This is a genomic window from Hylemonella sp. GW821-FHT10B10, from assembly GCF_059415585.1.
The window spans coordinates 220,322-245,326 of record NZ_JBWKNN010000001.1 but is presented as its reverse complement, the minus strand read 5'-3'; the positions used below and the strand labels follow the sequence as shown (position 1 = coordinate 245,326).

Below are 25,005 nucleotides of genomic sequence, written 5' to 3'. Positions count from 1 at the left end.
TGTGCGCTATTTTCCCGCACCCGCAGCCAACCAGCTGCCCAGGGTCTTTGCGTCCGTCTCGCTCAGGGTCTGTGCGGGCATGGGGATCGGGCCCCAGACACCCGAGCCACCGCTCCTGATCTTGCCCGCAAGGTAGTCAGCCTTGCCCGCATGTTTCTTCGCGATATCGGAAAAACTCGGACCTACGAGCTTGCGGTCCGCCGCATGACAGGCCGTGCAACTGTATTTGGTGAGCAGCGCCTGGACCGCCTTGCCGTCGCCCGTCGCGTCACCCGAGGCCCGGGGCATGGGCTTGGCAGGCTCTTTCACGGGTGCCACGGCCACCGAAGCGGGAGCCGTCCGGCTTTCGGACTTGCTGGTGTCGGCGCCGTGTTGCGGGCCCACCAGACGGTTCTGCTCAGCCAGGTTGCCGTGGGCATTGCGTGCATAGTCGGGCAGGAAGGACGAGACCTTGGCTTCGGTCACGCAGTTTTTCATGCAGGCGACGTTACTCGTATCCGCCTTCTGGGCCTGTGCATGAAACTCCTTGCCCGGCCACAGCGCATGTTCTGTGCTCATGCCATGGCGGTTGGGCATGCGTTGCTGCACCTCGGCCATGTTGCGGTCGGAAAGCACGAAATTGTCGGGCACGATGCCGCCCAGGTTCAGCAGGAAGGCCGTCACGGCATACACCTCTTCGGTGCTCAGCGATTTGGGTGCATTCCAGGGCATGGCGCGGTTGATGTAGTCCCACAGCGTGGAGAGCGTCGCCACCTTCATGAGCGTGGTGCGCCCCGGGAAAGAAGCGTCGTTGAGCTTGGCCACGCGGCCGGTCTTGATGTCTTCGGCCGTGGTGCCGCCCACCAGGGGACTGAACACCTCGCCCGATTCACCGAAGATGCCGTGGCAAAGTGCGCACTTGCCTTCCCAAACCTCCTGACCCTTGGCCACGCTGCCGGAACCGGCGGGCAGGCCCTTGAAGTCGGGGCGCACATCGATGTCCCAGGCCGCCACTTCCTTGGGCGTCGCATCACGGCCGACGCCAGGGTACTTGGGGTTCTGCGCCTGGGCCGCACCCGCTGCAGCCAGCAGGGCGGTCAGCAAGGCAGCTTCAAGAAACCTGGACATTTTTCACCTCGCCGCTTTCCTGAACCAGCCAGGACTGGATGGCGTTGTTGTGATAAATCGAACGCGTGCCGCGCACGGCCCGCAACTGCTTGTAGGTAGGCTGCACGTAACCCGTCTCGTCGGTCGCGCGGCTCTGGATCAGGGCCGGCTTGCCGTCCCACACCCAGTCGATGTTGAAGCGCGTCAGCGCCTTGGACAACACCGGTGTCTCCAGCCGTGCGCGACGCCAGTTGCGCCCACCATCCGCTGACACGTCCACTTGTTTGACCTTGCCGCGGCCCGACCAGGCCAGGCCGCTGATGTTGTAGAAGCCCTTGTCCAGCAACACCTGGCCACCCGAGGGAGTGGTCACCACGCTCTTGCATTCCTGGATACCGCTGTACTGGCGGTGCAGGCCACCGGGTTGCAGATCGATGTAGTGGATGGCCTCGTCCTTGGCCGCGTAAGGCATGTCACCCACCTCGATGCGGCGCAGGTACTTGATCCAGCTCACGCCCTGCACACCCGGCACCACCAGGCGCAGCGGGTAGCCCTGCTCTGGGCGCAACATCTCGCCGTTCTGTCCATAGGCCACCAATACCTCGCCAGACTTGATGAGGTCCATGGGAATGGTACGCGTCATGGAGGAACCATCGGCCCCCTCGGCCAGCACGAACTTGCCATTCTTCAGATCGGCTCCGGCCAGCTCCAGCAGGGTGATCAGCGGCACGCCGGTGAACTCGCTGCAGGACAGCATGCCGTGGGTGTACTGCACGGTGGGAACGGCCACATTGCCCCACTCCATGCCGGTGTTGGCACCGCACTCGATGAAGTGGAAACGGGAGACCGAGGGCAGACGCATGATCTCGTCCATGGTGAAGACCTTGGCAGCCTTGACCATCCCGTTGACCATCAAGCGATGCTTGGACGGATCGACGTCCCACCAGCCCTGGTGGTGCCGCTCAAAGTGCAGACCGCTGGGCGTGACAATGCCGAACAGCGATTGCAGCGGAGCGAAGGACACCGAGGCCTGCGTGGTCTGGGTCAGGCCCGGGCTCTGTCGGCGCTGCACATTGGATTCGAATTTCGACGGCTTGCCGTAGCCCTCGGCCGCCACGCCCTGACCCAGGCCTTTGGTGTGCTCAGGCAGTTGGAGGATATTGGGATCCCCGCCCTCGGTCGGCACCGGGTTGCCCTGGGCCAGCGCGGTGGCGCCGGCCGCGCCTGCGGCAGCCGCGGCAAAGGCCTGACGGATGAAATGGCGCCGGCCCTGCTGGGCCTGCGCCACCACGGTCTGGATGCCGTCGCGGCTCAGATAATTTTCGGGCGCCTTGCGGATCCGACCCGAACTCACGTTGTCCTGCATCACATACTCCTTGCCGCGGTTGTCACCGGCCTGCAGCTTCGGCTTACGCCACCAAGCACTTTGTCTTTCGAGGCGTTCACCCAATTACATCAATATATCAGTATTCATGAATATATAACACGATTCACGGAAATGACTAAGGGTTTTCACCCATCAGCCGCAGGCCGAGGCCTTACGCCTATTTACTGAAACGGTAGTGATCCCGGTTGAGCACGGCTGCCACCGCCGTGACTTCTTCGGGAAAGAGCCCCAGGTTGAGCTCGGTATTGCAGTGCTCCACCATGCCGCGCAGGGCACCCGCCGTCGAGATGCGCCCGGCGGGCCGATAGATGGCGCTGCCGTCCCCACCAGCCTTCTGCTGGTGACAGGCCACACATTTGTTCTCGATGATCAGCTTTTCGCCCAAGCCGAGGTCGGCGTCCTTGAACATGGCAGGAACCTGGGCCTGGGCGCCCTCAACCAGAAGAAGGGCCAGCAGAATCAAAGGGGTGCGCATGCCCGCTAGGGTAGTCCAAGCGCCCGTCCGGGACAACGGGCGAAGCATATGAAATTCTCTGGCACACTGCGGGATTCCCCAGCCAGAACTGACTGCTGCCATGCCCCGTAAGCCCACCGCCCCTGCTGCAGAAACCTCCAAGACCGCTGCGGCGGTCTACCGCGCCGATCACCAGAAAGACGTGGTCAACCGCCTGCGCCGCATCGAAGGTCAGGTGCGTGGTCTGGTAGAGATGATCCAGGAAGGCCGCAGCTGTGAAGACGTGGCCTTGCAGATGTCGGCTGCGCGCAAGGCCATGGACAAGGCCTTCTACCGCATGATGGCCTGCACCATGATCGAAGCCGTCTACGACGCAGAAAACGGCGAGCGGTCCATCGAGGAAATCGAGAAATCCACGCGCCTGCTGGAAAAGTTCGGCTGAGCTTCAGCCCTCTGTGAGCGCCCGAACATCGGTAATCACACGGTCCGGCCCGCAGGCCTCGATCGGCTGACCCATGTTGTAGCCGTAAGGCAAGGCCCAGACCCGCACCCCCGCGTTGCGCGCAGTGGCCACGTCGATCGACGAATCACCGACAAACAAGGCACGCTCTGGTGGCACACCCAACTGCTGCAGACAGGCAAGGATGCCCGCCGGATCGGGCTTCTTGGTCGGTAGCGTGTCGCCACAGACCACGCGCTCGAACAGGGATGTCAGCGCATGCGCGACCAGTACCCGTTCGGTGTAACGCGTCTCCTTGTTGGTGACCACGGCCAGACGCACACCCCGCGCGCGCAGGTTCTGCAACACAGACCGCACATGGGGATAAAGCTGGCTGCGCGTGCCGCAGCGCTGTTCGTAATGCTGCATGAACACGGCGGCAACGTCCGGCAAGCCGGGTTCGCGACGGATGCTCTCCTCAGGCAGCCCGCGCACACGGGCCAGGGCCTGGACCAGCAGTTCGTGCGTGCCGTGCCCGATCCAACGGTCCACCTGGTCCTGCCGTACCTCGGGCCACTGGAAGTGCCGCAGGGTGTCATTGACGGCGTCGCAGATTTCGGGCGCTGTTTCGACCAGGGTGCCGTCGAGGTCGAACAGGATCAGGTCGAAAGCAGAAGAAGACTTCGGTGCGGGCATGGCGCTGGTGGATCGGGAAAACGCGCCGAGCTTACACGGCCTCGCCCAGAGCGCGCTTGCGCCGTTCCATCATTCGCCAGATGAAAGGCGTGAAGATCAGTTGCATGGCCAGTTCCATCTTGCCGCCTGGCACGCAGATGGTGTTGGCGCGGCTCATCCAGGAGTTGTCGATCATGTTGAGCAGGTAGGGAAAGTCGATGCCCTTGGGGTTGGCGAAGCGGATCACGACCATGCTCTCCTCCGGCGAAGGGATGTCGCGCGCGATGAAGGGGTTGGAGGTGTCCACCATGGGCACCCGCTGGAAGTTCACATGCGTGTGCGCGAACTGCGGCACGATGTAGTGCACGTAGTCGGGCATGCGGCGCAGGATGGTGTCCGTCACGGCTTCCGTGCTGTAGCCGCGCTGGTTCTGATCGCGCCAGAGTTTCTGGATCCACTCCAGGTTGATCACCGGCACCACTCCGATGCGCAAGTCCGGGTGCTGGGCAATGTTGTGCTCGGGCGTGACCACGGCGCCGTGCAGGCCCTCGTAGAACAGCATGTCGGTATCGGGTGGCAGGTCTTCCCAGGCCGTGAAGGTGCCCGGTTCCTGTTGGTAGGGCGCGGCTTCTGCCTCGTCATGCAGGTACTTGCGCGCACGGCCACGGCCCGACTCTGCATAGCTGCGAAACAGGGTTTCGAGTTCGCCGAAGAGATTGTTATCCGTCCCGAAATGGCTGAAATGTTTGTTGCCGGCCTTCTCGGCCTCGGCCGCCTGGAGCTTCATCTCCTTGCGGTCGTAGCGGTGAAAGCTGTCGCCTTCGACCATGGCGGCCTTGACCCCCTCGCGCCGGAAGATATTTGCGAAAGTGCGCGTTACGGTGGACGTGCCCGCGCCGGAGGATCCGGTGATCGCGATGATGGGATGACGTTCAGACACAAAGGTCTCCTGGAGCTTAAAAATTCAGGCACGCGCGGCTCCTGGCTCAGACGCGGAACAGACCGCGTTCGGCGAACAGGGGGTTGTCGTTCTCGATCCGCTGCGGTTCGGCATGGTAGCGCTCGATGCGCTCGACCTCATGGCGCGAGCCGAAGATCAGGCCCACGCGCTGGTGCAGCGAAGACGGCAGCACACCCAGTGAGGGCTGGCGCCCGGTGCTGGCACGGCCACCGGCCTGCTCCATGATGAAACCGATCGGATTGGCCTCATAAAGCAGGCGCAGACGCCCGGTCTTGCGGGAGTCGCGGCTGTCGCGCGGGTACATGAAGACACCGCCACGCATGAGGATGCGATGTGCCTCGGCCACCATGGACGCAATCCAACGCATATTGAAATCCTTGCCACGCGGGCCGGTCTTGCCGGCCAGGCACTCATCCACATAACGCTTGATGGGGGCCTCCCAGAAGCGGCTGTTGGAGGCGTTGATGGCAAATTCCTGCGTGTCGGCAGGGATCTGCATCTTCGGATGCGTGAGCATGAACTCACCCAGATTCGGATCCAGCGTGAAGCCGTGCACGCCATTGCCCACCGTCAGCACCAGCATGGTGGTGGGGCCGTAGAGCGCATAACCGGCCGCCACCTGCCGGGCACCGGGCTGCAGGAAATCTTCTTGAGTCACGTCGCGGCCCTGGGCCACCACGTCGGCCGGTGCACGCAGCACGGAAAAAATGCTGCCCACCGTCACGTTGACGTCCATATTGTCGGCACCGTCCAGCGGGTCGAAGACCAGCAGGTATTTGCCGCGCGGATGCTGGGCCGGAATCTGGTGCGGATGCTCCAGCTCCTCCGAGGCCATGCCGGCGAGGTTGCCGCCCCATTCATTCATGCGCAGGAACAGCTCGTTGCTGAGCATGTCGCTGTTCTGCTGCGTCTCACCGTGCACATTCAGTGTGGTGCCGCTCTCCCCCACATGGCAGCCTAGCACGCCGCCCAGCTCGCCAAAAGCCACCGCGCGTGCGATGGCCTTGCAGGCCAGGGCCACGTCAAGAATCAGCGCGTTGAAGTCGCCGCGGGCATCCGGGAAACGGCGCCGCTCCTCGATCAGGAACTGGGTCAGGGTGGTGGGGCGGACCAGGGGCATGCGCTTATTCCACGCTCAGCAGTCGCTCGCCGGACCAGTGCGCCTGGTGCCATTGCTGCAGATCGGCCAGGTGCGTTCCCCCCAGATCGGGCAGCACATGCAGCGCGCGACTGAAGTCATGGTGGTGTGTGTACTGCGTGGGCGTGATCACGGTGGCCAGCCCCGCCAGGGTGGCAGCCTTGAGGCCGTTGCCCGAGTCCTCGAAAGCCAGGCAGGCCCGCGGGTCCCGCTGCAGGGTCTGCAGGATCTGCTCGTAGACCAGGGGGTGCGGCTTCTTCAGCGGTGCGGTGGAGCCATCGCCGATGGCCGCGAAGGCATGGCGCCAGGCCGGGCCCATGGCGCGACGCAGCAGGGCGGCGATATTCACCGGCGAAGTCGTGGTGGCGATGGCCAGTTGCACGCCGGCGCTGGCGGCTTCGTCGAACAGGTTGAGGATGCCCGGGCGCAGATGGATGCTGCCGCTGTTGATGGCGGCTTCGTAGTACGCAGTCTTGAGTTCGTGGATACGGGCGATGGTGTCCTGCACGGCCTGTGAGTCGATGGCCTTGAGGTCGGCGTTGACCTGCTTCCAGTAGTGACGCACACGCTCCTTGCCGCCCGAGACCTCGAGCAGCCGAGTGTAAAGCGCCTCGTCCCAGTGCCAGCCCAGGCCGAGATCGTCAAAAGCCTGGTTGAAGGCCGTGCAGTGTGCGCCCTCGGTGTCGGCGATGGTGCCGTCGACGTCGAAGATCAGGGCTTGCAGGATGGCTTGTGGCATGGCGGTTCTCACTCGGTTCGAAACAATCTCGGCTGACCAGATTGCCCTGCGCATGGATGGCGCTCAGAGTGCTGCTGGACAGTTTACGTTCGCGGTCGGCAAACGGGTGCTGGGCCCGACGCCGTTGCTCCGGCGCCGTGCTCTTCCCGATCGACTGTAAGAAATCTGTCAAATAAGGTATATTCAATATTCATTACTTGTGGATTCAGGTATTGCTTAATGAAAAACGCCACTTTCCGCCAGCTAAGGGTGTTCAGCGAAGTGGCGCGCCAGCTCAGCTTCAGCAAAGCCGCCCAGACCCTGCACCTCACGCCACCAGCCGTGACCATGCAGATCAAGGAGCTGGAAGGCCACGTGGGCATGCCACTGTTCGAACGCAAGGGCCGCCAGGTGACGCTGAGCACGGCCGGCGAGTACATGCTGGTCTTTGCGCGCAAGATCCTGGCCACGCTCAAGGACGCGGAAGACGCCGCAGCCCGTCTGCAGAAGCTGGAGGTCGGCACACTGACCATCGGCATGGTCAGCACGGCCGAATACTTTCTGCCCCGCCTGTTGGCCGCCTTCCAGCGCGAGCACGAAGGCATCGACATCCGGCTCATCGTCGGCAACCGCGACCAGCTGGTGCGCATGTTGCAGGCCAACGAAGTGGACATCGCCATCATGGGCCGCCCGCCGCGCGAGATGGCCACCCGCGCCGAACCCTTTGCCGCTCACCCCCACGTCTTCGTGGCGCCACCAGGCCACCCCCTGCTGCAGCGTGGCCACCCGCCCCTGCAGGCCCTGCAGGGCTACAAGCTGATCCGGCGCGAAGAGGGCTCAGGCACACGCGCGGCGCTGGACCAGTTCTTCAAGGACGCCAATTTCGAGCACCAGCTCACCATGGAGATGTCGAGCAACGAAACCATCAAGCAGGCCGTCATGGCCGGCATGGGACTGGGCTTTCTCTCGCTGCACACCATCGGCCTGGAACTCGATAACCAGCTGCTGGCCGTCCTGGAAATCGAGAGCAGCCCGGTGGTGCGCGCCTGGAACGTGGTGCACACCCTGTCCAAGCTTCTGTCACCGGCGGCCGAGGCCCTGCGCTACTTCATCCTGGAACGCGGCGAGCAGTTCCTGGCCGAACAATTCGGGCGCCATATCGACATGGAACAGCTGCAACTGCCGACCTGAAATCCCCCTCGATTCATCAGGAAATATAATCTTCGCAGCAATAGGCATCAGGAAAGTCTGATCAAACCATGCGCAACTACACGCTCAAGCAGCTGCAAACCTTCATCGAAGTCGCCCGCGAAAAATCCGTTTCCCGGGCGGCCGAGCGCCTGTTCGTGACCCAGCCGGCCGTGTCCATGCAGATCCGTCAGCTGGAAGAGGCCTTCGGCCTTTCGCTGATAGAACCGGTGGGCCGTAACATCCAGCTCACCCATGCCGGTAACGAGTTCCTGGTCCATGCCATCGCCGCTCTGGGCAAGCTCAAGGACCTGGAAGCCAGCATGGCCGAGCACGTGGGGGCCAAGAAGGGTCGCATCGAGTTGGGCATCGTCAGCACCGCCAAATATTTCGTGCCCATGCTGCTGGTGCGTTTCACCAAGCTCATGCCAGGCATCGATATCGCGCTGCGCATCGACAACCGCGACAACATCCTGGGCATGCTGGCGCGCAACGAGCTGGACCTGGTGGTCATGGGCCGCGCCCCGGCCAACCTGGACTGCGAGGCCACCCCCTTCGCCAGCAACCCGCTGAGCATCGTGGCCCCGCCGGACCACCCACTGGTGCGCCGCAAGCGCATGGCTTTCGACATTCTCAAGGACCATCCCTTTGTCGTGCGTGAGCAGGGTTCGGGCACCCGCGCGGCCATGGAGCGCCTGTTCGAACAGTACGAAATCCCGATCAAGGTGGCCATGGAGATGCCCAGCAACGAGACCATCAAACAGGCCGTCATGGCCGGCATGGGCCTGTCCTTCCTCTCCATGCGAACGGTGCGCCACGAGCTGGCAGCCGGCCACCTGGCCCTGCTGGACATCAGCGGCATGCCGATTGTCGGCAAGTGGTACGTCACCCATCTGAGCCAGAAAAAACTCTCACCGGCGGCGCAGTCCTTCAAGAGGTTCCTGATCGAGCAGGCCGAGCCGCTGATCGACTCCTGGGCCTGAGGGCAAGCCCCCATGGCTTGAAGCCATGCCGGCGCTAAGATCGTCTGCATGCATACGCAACGCAGGCAAATGATCGCCGGGTTGTCCAGGTAGCGACAAGTACACAAGGAAACCCCATGGGAGCCTCACTGGACGGCAAGCTGGTCGTCGCCATTTCCTCGCGAGCCCTGTTCGACTTCGAGGAAGAGAACAAGGTTTTCGAGCACGGCCACGGCCCCCACAAGGACCGCGCCTACATGAAGCTCCAGCTCGACAAGCTGGACGAGCCGGCCAAGCCCGGCGTAGCCTTCTCCATGGTCAAAAAACTGCTGGCCTTCAATGACGCACAGGCCCAGCGCGTGGAAGTGGTCATCCTTTCGCGCAACGACCCGGTCTCGGGCATGCGCGTGTTCCGCTCGGCCCAGCACTACGGCCTGCCGATCGAGCGCGGCAGCTTCACGCGCGGCCAGTCGCCCTGGCGTTACCTCAAGCCCCTGCACGCCAACCTCTTCCTCTCGGCCAACCCGGAAGACGTGCGCGCTGCCCTGGGCCAGGGCTTTCCCGCCGCCACCGTGGCCACCCATTCGGTGCGCGCGCAGGACAAGCACCCGAACGAAGTCCGCATCGCCTTCGACGGTGACGCCGTGCTCTTCAGCGACGAGGCCGAACGCGTGTTCCAGGCCGAGGGTCTCTCTGCGTTCCAGCAGCACGAACGTGACAAGGCCCACCAGCCGCTGCTGGCCGGCCCCTTCAAGCCCCTGCTGGCCGCCCTGCACCGGTTGCAACAGGAAGGCACGCCCAACATGCGCATCCGCACCGCCCTGGTCACCGCACGCAGTGCGCCCGCGCACGAGCGCGCCATCCGTACGCTGATGGACTGGCATATCGAGGTGGACGAGGCCATGTTCCTGGGCGGCCTGCCCAAGGGCGAATTCCTGCGCGAGTTCGAACCCGACTTCTTCTTTGACGACCAGACCGGCCACATCGAATCCGCCGCGCGGCACGTGCCCTCGGGCCACGTGGACAGCGGCGTCTCCAACAGCTGACCATCCCCTGTCTTTTAGTGAGCTCCCCCATGTCCCTGCTCCAGAAAGCGGCCGACTTCAAGGCCTTCCTCACCCGTGCCTGGGCCCTGTCCCTGCCCTACTTCAAGTCGGAAGAAAAGTGGAAAGCCCGCGCCCTGCTAACCTCCATCGTCGGACTCAACCTGGCCTTCGTGTACACGCTGGTGCTGTTCAACGAATGGAATCGCTTGTTCTATGACGCGTTGCAGGATAAGAACTACCCGGTCTTCCTGGAACAGATGATGCGCTACACCGTGCTGGCGCTGATCTACATCGTCATCGCGGTCTACCGCTTCTACCTGACCCAGCAACTGGAGATGCGTTGGCGTGCCTGGATGACGCGCCACTACATGCGGCGCTGGCTGGACCACCAGGTCTATTACCACCTGGAGCTCACGCGCTATGCCTCACTCGCGCCCGACCAGTCGCCCGACAACCCGGACCAGCGCATGCAGGAGGACCTCAAGCTCTTCACCAGCAGCACCGTGAGCCTGAGCATGGGCCTGCTCAACGCCCTGGTCACCTTCGTGAGCTTCGTCGGCATCCTCTGGGCGCTCAGCGGCGAATTCACCTTCAGCTGGAACGGCAGCGAATTCGCCATCCCCGGCTTCATGCTCTGGGTGGCCATCCTCTACTGCGCGGTGGGTACGGTGCTCACGCACTATGTGGGACGTCGCCTGATCCCGCTGAACTACGAACAGCAGCGCCGTGAGGCCGACTTCCGCCACAACCTGGTGCGTGTACGCGAGTACAGCGAAGCCATCGCGCTGGACCGCGGCGAATCCGTGGAGTACAAGCAGCTGAACCTGCGCTTCGGTCATGTGCTGCACAACTACCTGCAGCTGATCGACGCGCAAAAGCGCCTGACCATGTTCACCGCCACCTTCAGCCAGGCCTCCACTGTGTTCCCCTTCCTCGTGGCGGCGCCACGCTTTTTCAGCGGTGCCATCCAATTGGGCACGGTGATGCAGATCGCCTCGGCCTTCAACCGGGTACAGGATTCGCTCTCCTGGTTCATCGACAATTACGACAGTCTGGCTGCCTGGCGTGCCACCACCGACCGGCTCACGCATTTCGAGACCGCGATCCAGAAAGCCAGCCAGGCCGCGGCGCTGAAGCATGAAACCGCCAGTGATGCCGGCCTGCAGGTGCAGGACCTCGCGCTGGACCTGCCCACCGGCAGCCGCCTGCTGGCGCATACCGCGCTGCAGGTACAGCCGGGTGACAGCGTTTTGCTCAGCGGCCCCTCGGGCAGCGGCAAGTCCACGCTGTTCCGTGCGCTGGCCGGCATCTGGCCACTGGCCTCGGGCAAGGTGGCCATGCCGCCATCGAGCATGTTCATTCCGCAGCGGCCTTACTTCCCCAACGCCAGCCTGCGCGACGCCCTGGCCTATCCGGAATCCGCCGAAAAGTACGACGACGCAACATTGCAGCAAGCCCTGCACGAAGCCCTGCTGCCGCAGCTGGCCGACCAGCTGGACGAAGTAGCCGCCTGGGGCCAGAAACTCTCGGGTGGTGAACAGCAACGCCTGGCCCTGGCGCGCGTCTTCCTCAAGAAGCCAGCCTGGGTGTTTGCCGACGAAGCCACCAGCGCACTCGACGAAGAGGCCGAGAAGACGCTCTACCGCAAGCTGATCGAGATGGTGAGGTCAGGCAATGGCGCTATTGTTTCAATAGCACACCGCCACAGTGTGGCCGCGTACCACAACAGCACCTGGACACTGGAAAGACGCAGCGACGAAACCCTGGCGCTGTTCCAGCTGCGTCAGGCCTGAGGGGCCGCGCGGTAACGCTCCCAGCCGCGCGCGCGCAGCTCGCAGGCCGGGCAGCTGCCGCAGCCATAGCCCCAGGCGTGGCGATGCGTGCGGTCGCCCATGTAGCAGGTGTGGGTGTATTCAACGATCAAGTCCACCAGGGCCTGGCCGCCCAGGGACTCCGCCATGCGCCAGGTGTCAGCCTTGTCGATCCACATCAGCGGGGTCTCGATCAGGTAGCGCTTGTCCATGCCCAGCGACAGCGCCAACTGCATGGCCTTCATGGTGTCGTCGCGGCAATCGGGGTAGCCCGAGAAATCGGTCTCGCACACACCCGTCACGATGACCTGCAGGTCGCGCCGGTAGGCCACAGCCGCAGCCAGCGTGAGGAACAGCAGATTGCGCCCCGGCACGAAGGTGTTGGGCAGGCCGCTGGACTCCATCTTGAAACTCACCTCGCGCGTCAGCGAGGTCTCGCTCACCGAACCCAGCACGGCCAGATCCAGCATGTGGTCCTGCCCCAGCTTCGGGGCCCAGTGCGGGAACTGGCGACGGATCTCGGCCAGCACCTGCACGCGTGCTTCCAGCTCCACATGGTGGCGCTGGCGGTAGTCAAAGGCGATGGTTTCAACGCGCTCGTAGGACTTGAGCGCGTGGGCCAGGCAGGTAGTGGAATCCTGCCCGCCAGAGAAAAGGACGAGGGCGGTCTTGTGCAGCATGCCCCGATGTTATCGCCCCGCTTCGGGCCATATCCAGCTGGCTGTCTATTCCGGCTTCTCGGTCTTCTTGATCCGGGTCGGCGAGTAGGTCAGCACTTCCTTGGCCACCACACCTGGCGTCGCCTGGGGATCAACATAGCGGCTCGCTGCCTGGTTCTGCGACTGCACCTGCTGGCTGACACCAGGGTTCTGCGTCGGGTTGTTCTGCATCCAGATCTCGACCACGCGCGCGCTGGCATTCCAGACCGCGTGCATGTGGTCAATCAGCATCTTGGACACGGGTTCCTTGGGCGGCGCTTCTTCCTGCCGGGCTACGGCTTCCTTGCGCTGCGTCCAGTCCTGGGACGAGTTGTCGGCCTGAGCGGCAGCAGCCTGGTTGGCCTGGGCCTGCACCACCGGGTTGATGTCATTCACCACGCTGGCGGATTCCTGCACCACAGGGGCCGGCGGATTCACCGGCGCCACCGGGATCACCTTGGCGGCGGCGGGCACAACTACCTCCGAGCCGGCCGACCGGATGGCAGTTCGCTCAATGTTAGGTAGTTGCATGATGGGCTCTCGCCTCTGCCCGAAAAGCGGGAGGCTTTTATCCTGTTACGTACATTGGTTAACGGCAGAAATGAGAGGTTATTTAGGCCTATTTTCAAAAAAATTGGGGTCCGACAACTCAAAAATCCAGTCAAATGTCGTTAATTCGACAATTTTTAGACTTTCCAGCTCGGTCCGCAAAAAAACAAGGGCGCCTAGCGTGCGGCCAGGCGCCCTTGAGATCCCACTACGTCTTATTGCCAGTTGGCGGCAATGACGGGGTTCAATGTCGATTCATAGCTCTGGGGCAGGGTCGTCTGCCCGGCTGCAGGCGGGGCGAAGCCGGCCATGGCCTGCACCAAATTCTGCACTTGGCTATCCAGCAACGTCTTGCCATCGGCCGTCTTGAACTGCTCCACGTGGTACTGACTACCGAGATACCAGTCCTTGACTGTGAAGGCATCCCCGCTGCCGATGACACTGATTTCAAGGTTGTTGCCAACCTGGCGGAACCAGAGCTGATCGGTTGCGATATCGGCACCGAATTTCGCCAAATCCGTGTTGCCCGCCGTGACATCGTTCTCCTGGATGGTATCGGTGCCGTAACCGCGACCCAGCCAGTAGGTGTCGTTGCCCGTACCGCCGACGAGGATGTCAGCGCCGGCACCACCATCCAGCGTGTCGTTGCCTGCATTGCCGGTCAGCGTATTGGCGCCCGTATTGCCCAGCAGTAGGTTGTCAGCCGTATTGCCGGTGCCATTCACAGCAGCCGTACCCGTCAGCGTCAGGTTTTCCACGTTGGTCGCCAAAGTCCAGGTGACACTGCTTTGCACGGTATCAGTACCACCTCCTGCCGCCTCGGTCGTGGTGTCTCCAGTGCCAACGATATACGTGTCGTTGCCGGCCCCGCCAGTGAGCACGTTGACTCCACTGTTACCGGTCAAGACGTTGTCAAGCGCGTTGCCAGTCCCGTTGATGGCAGAGGTTCCTGTGAGAACGAGGTTCTCCACATTGTTTGCCAGCGTCCAAGCGATCGAGCTCTGCACAGTATCGACACCCTCCCCAGCGGCTTCAATCGTGGTATCTCCAGTGCCGACAATATAGGTGTCATTCCCGGCACCGCCCGTCAGGACGTTGGCCTTGCTGTTGCCTATCAGGACATTGTCCAAGGCATTTCCGGTGCCATTGATGACACCGGTGCCGGTCAAGGTCAAATTCTCCAGATTGCTGCCCAGGGTATAGGTGATTGAAGAATTGACCAGGTCGACACCTTCTCCACTCAACTCCGTGACCACATCGCCGACATTGTCGACGACGTAAAGGTCGTCCCCTGCACCACCGATCATAGTGTCGGCACCAGCACCGCCGTTCAAAGTGTTGGCAGCGCTGTTTCCGATAATGACGTTGCTCAGAGCGTTACCCGTCCCGTTGATCGCACTGGTCCCCGCAAGGGTCAGGTTTTCAACATTGGCGCTCAGGGTGTGAGTTACGGTACTGATCACCGTATCTATGCCTGCGTTTGCGTTCTCCTGCATGGAGTCGTTGGCATCGTCCACGTAATAGGTGTCGTTGCTGTCACCGCCTTCCATGAAGTCAGCACCTGTTCCGCCATCCAGGATATCGGCACCGACCCCTCCGACCAGCCAGTCGGCACCGGCATCGCCATATAGTGTGTCATCACCATCGTTGCCCCCCATGTAGTCGTCGCCGTCCTGGCCGTAGAGAATATCGTTGCCTTCATCGCCGTACAGCACGTCGCCGCCCGCGCCACCAAGCAGCGTATCGTTGCCCGCGCCACCGTTTACGTTGTCGTAGTCGGCACCTCCATCCAGGTAGTCGTCGCCATCGGCGCCAGTCAAAAAGTCCTCACCATCTTGGCCATAGATCATGTCGTTACCTGCGCCACCATAGACGGAATCATTCCCCGTGCCGCCCAGGAGCATGTCATTGCCCAGTTCACCGGCTATGTTGTCGTCGCCGCCACCTCCATCGATGTAGTCGTCATCTTCCCAGGAATAGAGCTGATCAACCCCATCTCCACCGAACAGATAGTCCGCTCCTTCGGTCCCGACCAGGACGTCATCCCCACCAAGGCCTTTGACGATGACACCCGAAGCTCCAGAGTAGTAGAAATTAAGCTCATCGTTGCCGTCTGTACCCACAACGGTCGTCGTCGTTCCGGACCGCGATTGAACAAGGATATGGAGGGTTTGTGATGCCGACGCGTCCGCCAAATCGGTCGCGGTCAGCAAGAGGTCTAATCCACCCACCGAACCCCAAGTCGGGGTTCCCGACAAGGTTCGGGTTGCTGCATCGAAGAACAGCCACATTGGGAGTGCTGATCCGTCGGCCATACTCAAGCTATAGCTCAACGTGTCCCCGGCATCGACATCAACGAACGCACCACTAGGCACGGTATAGCTGAAGGCCTGCTGCTCCACCGCCGTCTGGTCCACCACGATGAGGACGATTTGCGGTGCGTCGTTGACATTGGTAACGTTCAGGCCGAAGGCTTGACTGGCACTTAGTCCGCCACTGTCAGTAGCCACGACTTTGAGCAGGAGATGGCCGACATCGTCATTCGTGGGGGTTCCGCTGAGCGTGCGGGTTGCCGCATCGAAACTCAGCCAACTCGGCAAAGGAGAGCCGCTGGCAAGTGTCACGCTGTAGCTCAGACTGTCACCCACGTCCACATCCGTAAAGGCATCTGCGGAAATGACGTAGCTCCAGAGACTGTCTTCTGCCGCATTTTGCGACGTGATTGAAGAATCTGCGACTGGAGCGTCGTTGACGTTGGAAACATCCAGACTGACGATCTGGCTGGCACTCAAGCCACCCGCATCGGTTGCCGTCACTTTAAGCGCGAGACTGCCGACATCCTCGTTGGCCGGTGTTCCGCTGAGCGTGCGGGTTTCGGCGTCGAAATGCAACCAATCCGGCAGCGCAGTGCCATCCGCCAGTTCAACGCTGTAACTCAAACTGTCACCCACATCGATGTCAGAAAATGCACCCTGCGGTAGGGTATAGCTGAACTCAACACCTTGCTGAGCGGCTTGCGGGATAAGAACTTCCTGCACCATCGGGGCGTCGTTGACGTTGGAAACATTCAAGGTGAAGGTCTGCGAAACACTTTCCCCCAAAGGATCCGTCGCCGTGATTTCGATGGACAGCAGCTGCCCCACGTCGGCGTTTTGCGGTGTGCCAGAGAACGTCTGTGTCTGCGCATCGAATGTCAGCCATGCTGGGAGTGCGGTGCCATCTGACAGATTGGCGCTGTAACTCAACACATCCCCGATATCGGGGTCAGTAAAGCTGCCGCTCGGAATATGGAATGTGTAGAGAGCACCTTGCTGTGCGGCTTCTGCCGTAATAGGGTTAGCCTCAGGCGCAGAGTTGGCGTGCTGCCAAGCTTCAGAAATCAGGTTTCCTGTGGCATCAAAGGTGGAAGTGTGGACATTTCCCTGCCCATCATCGCTCACAACAACATAGCTGAGCAGGTTGTTGTCGGGATCAAAAAACTGCGTCGTGATGTTGCCATGCCCGTCGTTCGTGTAGCTCTTGTGGCTACCGTCAACGTTATAGACCCCACCGCTTATGGCGCCAGAGGCATCAAAATCGTCATAACCATAACTGCCGTCGGGTGCCCCCCACCAATAGCTCAATTCAGTACCGTCAGCGGAGTATTCATGCCCGGTGGATGAACCATGTCCGTCGTCCGTGAACGTCTCGTAACTACCGTCAGGGTAATAGCTAGTTCCGCTGCTCGATCCATCAAGCTGGAACGTTTTGATGCCATACGCCCCGTATGCGTCACGCCAGTGTTCTTCGATGAGGTTTCCGGCGGCATCAAAGTACTCTATTCGCGTGTATCCCCAAGCATTCTCTATTTGCCTGTTTAAGAAAACTCCGTTCGCATCAAAGAAGTCTGTCGTGAGAACACCCGATGGTTCTTGCACGAAGGTGCTGTTCCTACCATCCGGGTAATGCCCAGTACCACGCAAGATGCCATCCGCATCCAGCGTGCCGCTGCCGTAGGAGCCGTCGATATTGGTCCAGGAGACGCTGATCGGCACTTCATCTGCGTCATAGTTTGTAACCGTGACCAAGCCCTTGCCGTTCCCCCTCGTATTCACAAAGCTGCCGTCGGCGGCATAAACATCCTCGCTATAACCGCCGTCTCTATCCGTCCAAATGCCTCCGATCAGGACGTCATTGGCATCGTAAATCCACTTTTGGGTTTCCCCACCACCATAGTCATATAGCTCCCACCGCCCCAAGTAATTCCTATCGGCGTCATAGTGATGCGCGTAGTTAAACGCAAAGCCGGACAGTGCACCGTAGTAAATTTCCTCGAAACTACCGTCCAGATAGTTTGCCGTGCCGTTGCCCGACCCGTCGGGGTTGAAGGCGGTACTGCCATAGGATCCGTCAGACTTGATCCAGCTAGCGTTGACCTTCACATCGTTCGCATCGAAATTGGTAGTCGAAGTATTTCCCTGCTCGTCATCGGTCACCACAACCTTTCCTAGCAGGGCATCAGTGGCATCAAAGTTTTGGGTCGTGATCGTTCCGGCCCCGTCATTGAAATAGGTGCTATGACCAGAGCCGTCGCGGAAATAGCTGCCCCCACTGCTCGTTCCATCAGCATGGTAAAGATCATTTCCATTGGCCTCGGGGTTGCCCCAACGGACCTCGATCTTCCTGCCCGTGGCGTCGAAAGCTGTGGTTGTGTAAGTATTGGGCGTGCTTTGTGTAAGCTTGCTTACCGATCCGAGCAGCGCGCCGCCAGCATCGTATTCAATCCAGTTTTCAAGGCCGCGCCCATTGTTGTTATAGGCGTAACTTGTGCTACCCGAGAAATAGCCGTCTGCGTCATCCGGATCAATGTAATATGCCGTTGCTGCTGAGGTGCCATCGGCATAACGGGTAGACGTTCCATGGGACCCATCTGACCACTCCCACGACGAAGTCTCGCTGACGAAACTGCCATTCCCGTCGTAATTGGTCGTGACAGCACCACCGTCGCCGTCATCGGTATACAGGTAATAGCTTCCATCAGGGTTGCTCCCACCCCCGCTTATTGCTCCGTTGGGGCCGACGTTGGTGAAGTTTCCGTTTCCGTCGTGGGTCTGCGTAACACTCGACAGGATTAAGCCGTCGATATCGTAGGTCGTAATGCTGGCGCTGCCTGGACCCGTTTCCCGAAACTCGACATATGAACCGTTATCAAGGGCAATCCGATCAATCGCCCGGATGTTCCGTACGACGAGCGCATCCTGGGTTTTGACGTTGGAGATCAGTACATCACTGCCAGTGCGACCGAAGAACAAATCGCTTGCGGCCACCCCCGAGGTGAACTTGATCAAATCGGTCCCAACGGAAGTGCCCGCCTTTGCTGATTCGTCAATCACGTCGCGACCATCACCCGCCTGGAACGCAAAGACATTGGCATCAACACCAGCAATCAAAGTGTCATCACCAACGCCTCCAATCAAGGTGTCGTTTCCACCTGCCGAATAGATGCGATCGTCCTGGTCTGTTCCTCGCAATACCTCGCCATCTTCCGTGCCGTAGATATCAAAACCTCTGGCCATCAATTGCCTGACTGTAAGCGTCGTGCCATCGGAGAACTGGAAGGCGGAGATTGCACTGCTGCCCAATGCATTCTGCGGATCGAAGCCTTCGATGTGTATCGTGTCGCCACTATTGCCCACGCGCAACATCAGAGAGCCAACACCCAGGGTGATCTGATCTGGCGTGATGCCGGCTCCAAACTGGATCGTGCCCGTACCTTCGCTGTCTTGAATATGCACCGTGCCCGAACCGGCGTTAATTACATAGGTATCCTGTCCTCCTTCGCTGCCTATCAATGTGCTGCCAGGGCCTGCGATGAACGTGTTCGGATATCCAGCCACCCCCGTCAAGGTCTGCCCGCCGGCCGACCCGTCAATGACGATACCGACATCCTGGAGATACGCTTGGAACCCCTGCACGGGTTCTCCGCCGAACTCAATGTTGAGAGCGAAATAGGCATCTGGATTTGCACACCAGTCGAGCAGCCGAACGGAGTCAGAAGACCCCGCCAGCGTCAACAGCAGATCCGCGCCGTCTTTCTTGACCACGAGCTCTGATGCGCTCAGATCAAATCGGAGCAACTTCACGTCACTGGTCAAGTTGGTTTCGCCGGATCCAGTGACAAAATCGAACAAGGCCTGCGGATCGAAAGAGGGTGGCGTAGGTGCGAGCTCCAGAATGTCCGCCATCCCAAGCACAGCTCCGTCAGCAAATGTGAACTGCGATATCCCTGAGCCTATGGGGTCGTCACTGTGCGGAATGATCACCTGAATATTTTGCTGGCCGTCATTCCAGGAGATATTGAGCACCACATGCGCAGACTTGGGAGCACTCGGCTCACCACTTACAGCCGCTTGCAGCTCGCCCCATGAGAATCGGAGATTCTGCGCCGAAACTCCCGCACCAAACGCCACCACATGGTGCTGAAGCACTCCTTGCTCGTAATACGACGCAAGGGCCCTGAAATCGTTGGCCGAAATCAGCGGCGCGGGTGGCAGCGGTGCATAGATCCACCCTTCCGCCAGTCCCTCCTCAAACGAAGTCCACGAATTCAGCTCCGCGATCGCCTTCAGTTCCTCCCGAGTTCCCCAGAAATTCCCGATATCGGAATGCTTCAGGTGGAAAATGCCCGGTGTACTGCTATGCATTTCCCAATTGGTAATGCCTATCGATTGGTAGTACTGATCCAAGAAGTACGTCGAGTCCCCAGCCCCACCCAGAAGTCCGCTCGTGACGACTGCGGGGTCAATTTCTATCCTGGCATATCCCGCCCTTGCGTAGATCTCGTCATGACCGGCGCCCGCCACCATCGTCGCACCGCCAACCAGGATGTCGTCGCCAGCGCCGCCAGACATCCAGTTGCCGTCGCGCAGGAAATCGTCGCCCTCTCCGCCCCTCAGGGTACCTCCACCTATCAAGGAGTCATTGCCAGCGCCGCCATAAGCGTAGCCCGCGTTGTAGACGGTGTCATTTCCGTCGCCGGAATTCACGATCGTCAGTGAGCCTGCGTACACCGTGTTGTCCGAAGCTCCCAGATTGAGGGTCTGTATTGAATAGAGCGTGGTGATCTCGCGGTATGCGAAGTTGGCGTAGCCTGGCAGGCTGTCAGTGCTGGTGGCATCGATAGGGGCAAGCGGAAGCCCCACAGCTTTGCCAGTGAAGTAACTCGTCAGATCCGAACCCGCAGAATAAAAATATCTAATGCCCAGTCTTTGGTCAACGGGCACCGATTCGCTGCTGTTAATACCAGACCAGGTAATGTAGCCAACGAATGAAGGCGGGTTAGTGTATGCACTTTGAGCTGAATAGTAGGGTTCATTCCAGTTAATCTGGAAAGCCTTGCTCTGATATTCAGAAACCAGCGTCTGCGCTTCACCGGCTGCATAGAATACATCTTCATCTGTATTCGAAGTAGTCTTCCGGATTTCAACCAGATCCCCCTCTACGGAGGCCCCCCCATAGATTCCAGCTTGGGAATAAGAAGAGGAACTTTCACCAAAGTAATACGGCGCATAACCAGAACGAATGTCCATGTAACCCGAAGTACGGGTTCCGGTTTGAGTCCATCCATTCAAAGCATTTTCAGTTTGCGAATAAAGGGTCCCATCCGATCTCGTTTGATAGGGTGTGAAATTGGCTACATCCAGCGTCGCATAGTGAAAGCGTATGTCGGCTTCCAACTTGTTTCTATAGGCCAGCTCTTCGCTTTGTACGACGAGCGCCTCGTCGATCGCTGTCGCCGGATCGGGCAACACAGACAAATCATCAAAAGACTTTGTCTCGCCTTGGCCATCCTTCAAAAACCAAGACGGTTGGGACGTCGCAAAATATCCATCAATGCGAAGGCTGTTGGAAGCGTCCAGCTGCAGTAAAAGATCACTTCCATATCGCTGGGCCGTGACACTAGAGAAACTCAGACCTTCTGCCAGCTGGACCACACCCCCGTCTGCGACACTGTCTACAACACGGTCCTTCCCCATGTTGTACTGCATGTAATAGGTGTCTGTTCCAGCCAGCCCAACCAGAACATCACTGGAGGATGAGCCGACCATGGAATCGGCATCCGCGGTCCCTGTGATAGGCAAGCCCTCGTAATCGAGTGGCGAGTAGATCGCGCCGTCACCGAATACGATCTGTTCGATTCGATTCAGCGCTGACGAAGCGGAGTACCAGTCCTTGATCGTGACACTGTCTGCAGTGCCATTCACAGTGAACTCCAGATCCCCCGCCGGGGTCCGTCTGACAGTCACATCAGAAGCAAGGATGTCATCGCCAAAGATCAGCGTATCGACGTCAGATGCATCTCCGCTATCCTCAATGACGTCCGCCCCGTTGCCTCTATAAAAGTAGTACGTATCCGCACCACTCCCGCCGTTCAGGGTATCTGCTCCCGCTCCAGAGTACAGGGCGTCATCGCCGGCTCCGCCATTCAGGACGGCAGAAAACTCGCCGGCGGCAAGTGTGTCATTCCCGTTGCCCCCATTCAAATTTGCGCCCGCATGGTATGCGGTCAGCGCATCGTCGCCAGAGCCGCCCGTGACCGTCTGGTTTGCCTGTGTCGTGGAGACCTGGACACTATCTGTCAGACGGGAACTGATCCAGTTCCCAAAGGCGACACCGTTGATAGAGGAGAAGGCACCGGTCAATGCGCCATTGACCTCGACCGTACCCTGGGTGCCGTAGTCGAGTATCAAGGTATCACCGCTGGCCGTCACAGCCAGGGGATTCCCGTCAGTGATCGTCAGGGTGTTGTTCCCTTTGGAGTCAGAGATCGTATCGCCGACACCGGCCACGTAGGTGTCATCTCCATCGCCGCCATCCATAAAGTCGGCGCCAGCATCACCCATCAAGATGTCATTGCCACTGCCGCCGTAAATGATGTCGTTGCCCGCTCCACCGAAAAGCTGGTCGTCACCTTCGCCGCCATCCAGGTAGTCATCTCCCCCCGCTGCACCGACAGATCCATCACCAGATATCTTGTCGTTACCAGCGCCACCGAAGAGAACGTCGTTGCCGCCCTCGCCGTTGATGTCGTCATTGCCAGCGCCGCCATCGATGAAATCGTTGCCGTGCTTCGACAGCGCCAGCATGCCTATGCCGTTGTCGCCATTGAGGACGTCGTCACCATCCCCGCCTTGGATGTTGTCATCCCCACCCTCACCAAATACGACATCATTTCCAGCACCGGCATCCACATAATCATCACCGCCGCCCGCCATGACACCATCGTCTCCAGCGCCTGCATAGATCGTGTCTGCCGCGCCGTCCGACGAAGTCGATGTCACGCCGTCAACTTTGAATTCGTAGTTGCGCCCCGTTTGTGCATCACCCGTTGTCTCCAATCGGAAACTCCAGTCTTTGGTGTATGCGTCGTGATGGACGTCACCAAACAGGAAGTCGTCGCCGGCGCCACCTACCAGTACATCGGAACCCTCTCCACCGCCCAGCAGATCCTTGGCCGAGGTACCGACCAGGATGTCATTTCCTCCCATCCCTTGCAGAAAATCGCCTTGCGTGGCGCTGCCGGTGCCGGAATTTCCTTGTGCGATGGCGTCTTCGAGTTTGATGAAGTCGGCGCCATAGAGGGCGTCGTCTCCAGCCATGCCGTAGAGAATGTCAGAGCCGCTACCGCCTTCGAGTACATCTTTACCAGGTGTTGTTGCATCGGCGCTGTCACCCCGCAGCACATCGTGATCCGCCCCGCCGCGGATCGTGTCGTCTCCATCGCCACCGTTGAGCTGGTCTTCGCCATCGCCCCCCAACAAGAGGTCATTCCCCTTGTTGCCGTTCAGCGTATCGTCTCCGGCGTCGCCTTGAAGGTAGTCGTTGCCGTCGTCGCCATTGAGCTTGTCGTTTCCCGCCCCGCCAAGTACGTAGTCGTTGCCTGCCCCGGCGTCGACTGTGTCGTTGCCTTCACCGGCGTCAATGTAGTCATTCCCACCACGAGACGCATTGATGCCATCGTCACCTGAACCGGCCTCAATGCGGTCATTACCGGCACTGTCATTCAAGTTGTCGCTTCGACCGGGCTCGGGAGCGTCTGTGATCAGATTGCCAAGGTCGTCGACTTTGTTGTACTCCACATCGATGGAAATGACTTTGCCGTCCTCATCTGCGACCTGATTGAACTGTCGGAGAATTTGTGCGCCAGCAGGCAAACCCGAGAGTTGTGCATCGAAGGTGCCAACAAACACCGAGGGACGCTTGTCGCCAAGGATCGTGCGATCTGTCGATGATGCGGTTGGGTTGGCGGCAGGGTCGGTCGGCGCATCAGCGAAGTGGATGCCGAAGTCGCCTTCCTGGAAGTCCTGATTCAGGATGACTTTGCCCCCAGTCGCCGCATCGGTGACGATGAAGTCGCCATCTTTCAGGACAGCGGTGAACGCACCATCGTAACTCACATAGTTCAGTCCATCTGCCTTCCGATAAAAGGAGACGATGGCCTTGCCATTCACGATGACCCGGTTGACGCCCACCTTGTCTTCAATGGTATCGGTGCCATCTCCACTTTCGATGATGTAGGTGTCATTGCCCGCGCCACCGGCCATGGCATCGTCGCCTTTACCACCCCACAGATAGTCGTTCCCCGCGCTGCCAATCAGCAGGTCGTTGCCCATCCCCCCCACAAGCATGTCGCCCGTATTGCCGCTTACGCCACCGTCACCGATCAGCACGTTATTAACTGCGGCTTCCGAAATCCCTGCATCAACATCTGTTGAAATCTTGACGAACTTTCGTCCGTCAAGAACTGTTACGGCATTCTTCCCGGGATCAAAATACAGATCTGTAGATCGGAAGCTGGCCGCATTCGCGGACCATGCGGCATAAGCTGCTTTGATGCTGGAATCAGAAGAGTTTTCTAGGTTAGCAAGAACCACTAATTTCGCGCGCCCCAGCACCTGTTCAATGGCAGTGCTTCCTGCATTTATATTCGTAGGCGAATAAAGTTCTTCATACCGAATAATTTGTTCACGATTGGACGTAAACATTCGATAGATGCTCTTACCCTCCTCCAACTTTTGAGTGTCATTTAATTTGGAAGGGTCACCGTAGAGATCAAACAGATCGGACTCTTTATAACGTCGATTGGCGATGCCACCGGATATATCACTGCGCGCTGTTAAAGCTCTGAGGTTTGTGTTGTATCTAATCTCATACCAGGCATCGGCACGGCGATCTTCCTTAATCGCCGTGGCCAATAGGCCAGTCGCTTTCACTGTTGATTCAGCGTTGTAGAACAATGACATGAGCGCTTCATACTCTTTTGTATTGTGCGAGAGACTGCTCCCAATATTCGCGTCTAGCCTTGCTTGCTTGCCATTGTCAATAACGAATCCTGGAATGCTTATTCCATTTATGATCTGCTTAATGATATTTTCCGACTGACCTTCAGTAATTTGAAAGGTCACACCGCCGAATAGCGTTGCCAAGTTATCCAGCTGCGTTTTAAGCGCGGCGTTAGCCGCCAATACACTTTGAGGAGTGGCGCCTTCTGCAGGCCTGTTGTTGATCATTACCTGCCGGAACGCCAACACCATCGCGTCAAGGCGAAGAGTCTTTTCCGTGCTTGTCTCTGCAGGCAAGCTGGCCAAGTTTCGGCGATTCGCCTCCAACGCAGTAGAACTATCAACCAATCCCAACTGTAGAAGAGTCAGTCGAAGATTCTTTTCATTGCTCCAGTCGAGGTTGATACCATCACCGATCGTTACGTTTTGATATTCTCCCGTCGTATTCCGTGGCGCACGATCGTAGTAAGGATTGGGGATCGGTCCTTCCACATTTCTAAGAAAATTCTTGATTAAATCAATCTTGTAATCAGTAATTTCGTGAGTGGCTGTAATCATTTGAATTCTCCCTT

At 59.5% G+C, this 25,005-nt stretch carries 15 protein-coding genes; 5 read left to right on the top strand and 10 right to left on the bottom strand.

Annotation, left to right across the window (positions count from 1 at the left end):
* Positions 1-6: 6 nt before the first annotated feature.
* The 3 genes from AC07NT_RS01115 to AC07NT_RS01105 all read right to left on the bottom strand — a co-directional run bounded on the left by AC07NT_RS01115 (position 7) and on the right by AC07NT_RS01105 (position 2,948).
* A complete protein-coding gene (locus AC07NT_RS01115) occupies positions 7-1,107 on the bottom strand; it encodes a c-type cytochrome (RefSeq protein WP_498598270.1) in 1,101 nt (366 codons plus the stop codon).
* Positions 1,091-2,452 (bottom strand): sulfite dehydrogenase, encoded by a 1,362-nt coding sequence (gene soxC / locus AC07NT_RS01110; RefSeq protein ID WP_498598271.1) that lies wholly within the window; start codon positions 2,450-2,452, stop codon positions 1,091-1,093. The genes AC07NT_RS01115 and soxC overlap by 17 nt, the downstream gene beginning before the upstream one ends.
* A gap of 178 nt (positions 2,453-2,630) precedes the next feature.
* On the bottom strand, positions 2,631-2,948 hold the full coding sequence (locus tag AC07NT_RS01105) for a hypothetical protein (protein ID WP_498598272.1): 318 nt from the start codon (positions 2,946-2,948) through the stop codon (positions 2,631-2,633).
* 100 nt (positions 2,949-3,048) lie between these two features.
* Here AC07NT_RS01105 and AC07NT_RS01100 point away from each other — a divergent pair, with 100 nt between their 5' ends.
* Positions 3,049-3,369, top strand: a complete 321-nt coding sequence (locus AC07NT_RS01100) for a metal-sensitive transcriptional regulator (RefSeq protein ID WP_498598273.1) — start codon at positions 3,049-3,051, stop codon at positions 3,367-3,369.
* A gap of 3 nt (positions 3,370-3,372) precedes the next feature.
* On the opposite strand, the gene gph is transcribed toward AC07NT_RS01100, so the two are convergent.
* From gph to AC07NT_RS01080, 4 genes are read right to left on the bottom strand one after another with little or no spacing between them, the layout of a single operon-like run.
* Positions 3,373-4,062 (bottom strand): phosphoglycolate phosphatase, encoded by a 690-nt coding sequence (gph, locus tag AC07NT_RS01095; protein WP_498598274.1) that lies wholly within the window; start codon positions 4,060-4,062, stop codon positions 3,373-3,375.
* A gap of 31 nt (positions 4,063-4,093) precedes the next feature.
* A complete protein-coding gene (locus AC07NT_RS01090) occupies positions 4,094-4,981 on the bottom strand; it encodes a phosphoribulokinase (RefSeq protein WP_498598275.1) in 888 nt (295 codons plus the stop codon).
* A gap of 46 nt (positions 4,982-5,027) precedes the next feature.
* Entirely contained in the window at positions 5,028-6,122 is a 1,095-nt protein-coding gene (locus tag AC07NT_RS01085; RefSeq protein WP_498598276.1) for a class 1 fructose-bisphosphatase, read from the bottom strand.
* A gap of 4 nt (positions 6,123-6,126) precedes the next feature.
* Positions 6,127-6,879 (bottom strand): HAD-IA family hydrolase, encoded by a 753-nt coding sequence (locus AC07NT_RS01080; RefSeq protein ID WP_498598277.1) that lies wholly within the window; start codon positions 6,877-6,879, stop codon positions 6,127-6,129.
* A gap of 219 nt (positions 6,880-7,098) precedes the next feature.
* On the opposite strand from AC07NT_RS01080, the gene AC07NT_RS01075 reads away from it, so the two are divergent.
* The 4 genes from AC07NT_RS01075 to AC07NT_RS01060 all read left to right on the top strand — a co-directional run bounded on the left by AC07NT_RS01075 (position 7,099) and on the right by AC07NT_RS01060 (position 11,847).
* Complete coding sequence (locus AC07NT_RS01075; RefSeq protein WP_498598278.1) at positions 7,099-8,049, top strand: LysR family transcriptional regulator; 951 nt, start codon at positions 7,099-7,101, stop codon at positions 8,047-8,049.
* A 68-nt stretch (positions 8,050-8,117) separates the two neighbouring features.
* A complete protein-coding gene (locus AC07NT_RS01070) occupies positions 8,118-9,029 on the top strand; it encodes a LysR family transcriptional regulator (RefSeq protein ID WP_498598279.1) in 912 nt (303 codons plus the stop codon).
* A gap of 116 nt (positions 9,030-9,145) precedes the next feature.
* Positions 9,146-10,054: a 5'-nucleotidase gene (locus AC07NT_RS01065; RefSeq protein WP_498598280.1), complete on the top strand. Its 909-nt coding sequence runs from the start codon at positions 9,146-9,148 to the stop codon at positions 10,052-10,054.
* A 29-nt stretch (positions 10,055-10,083) separates the two neighbouring features.
* Positions 10,084-11,847, top strand: a complete 1,764-nt coding sequence (locus tag AC07NT_RS01060) for an ABC transporter ATP-binding protein/permease (protein WP_498598281.1) — start codon at positions 10,084-10,086, stop codon at positions 11,845-11,847.
* Here the strand turns inward: AC07NT_RS01060 and queC are convergent.
* The 3 genes from queC to AC07NT_RS01045 all read right to left on the bottom strand — a co-directional run bounded on the left by queC (position 11,838) and on the right by AC07NT_RS01045 (position 24,991).
* Positions 11,838-12,542, bottom strand: coding sequence for a 7-cyano-7-deazaguanine synthase QueC (gene queC / locus AC07NT_RS01055; RefSeq protein WP_498598517.1), 705 nt, complete (start codon positions 12,540-12,542; stop codon positions 11,838-11,840). The genes AC07NT_RS01060 and queC overlap by 10 nt on opposite strands.
* A 48-nt stretch (positions 12,543-12,590) precedes the next feature.
* Complete coding sequence (locus AC07NT_RS01050) at positions 12,591-13,094, bottom strand: hypothetical protein (RefSeq protein ID WP_498598282.1); 504 nt, start codon at positions 13,092-13,094, stop codon at positions 12,591-12,593.
* Between the two features lie 233 nt (positions 13,095-13,327).
* On the bottom strand, positions 13,328-24,991 hold the full coding sequence (locus tag AC07NT_RS01045) for a putative Ig domain-containing protein (protein WP_498598283.1): 11,664 nt from the start codon (positions 24,989-24,991) through the stop codon (positions 13,328-13,330).
* Positions 24,992-25,005 lie beyond the last annotated feature (14 nt).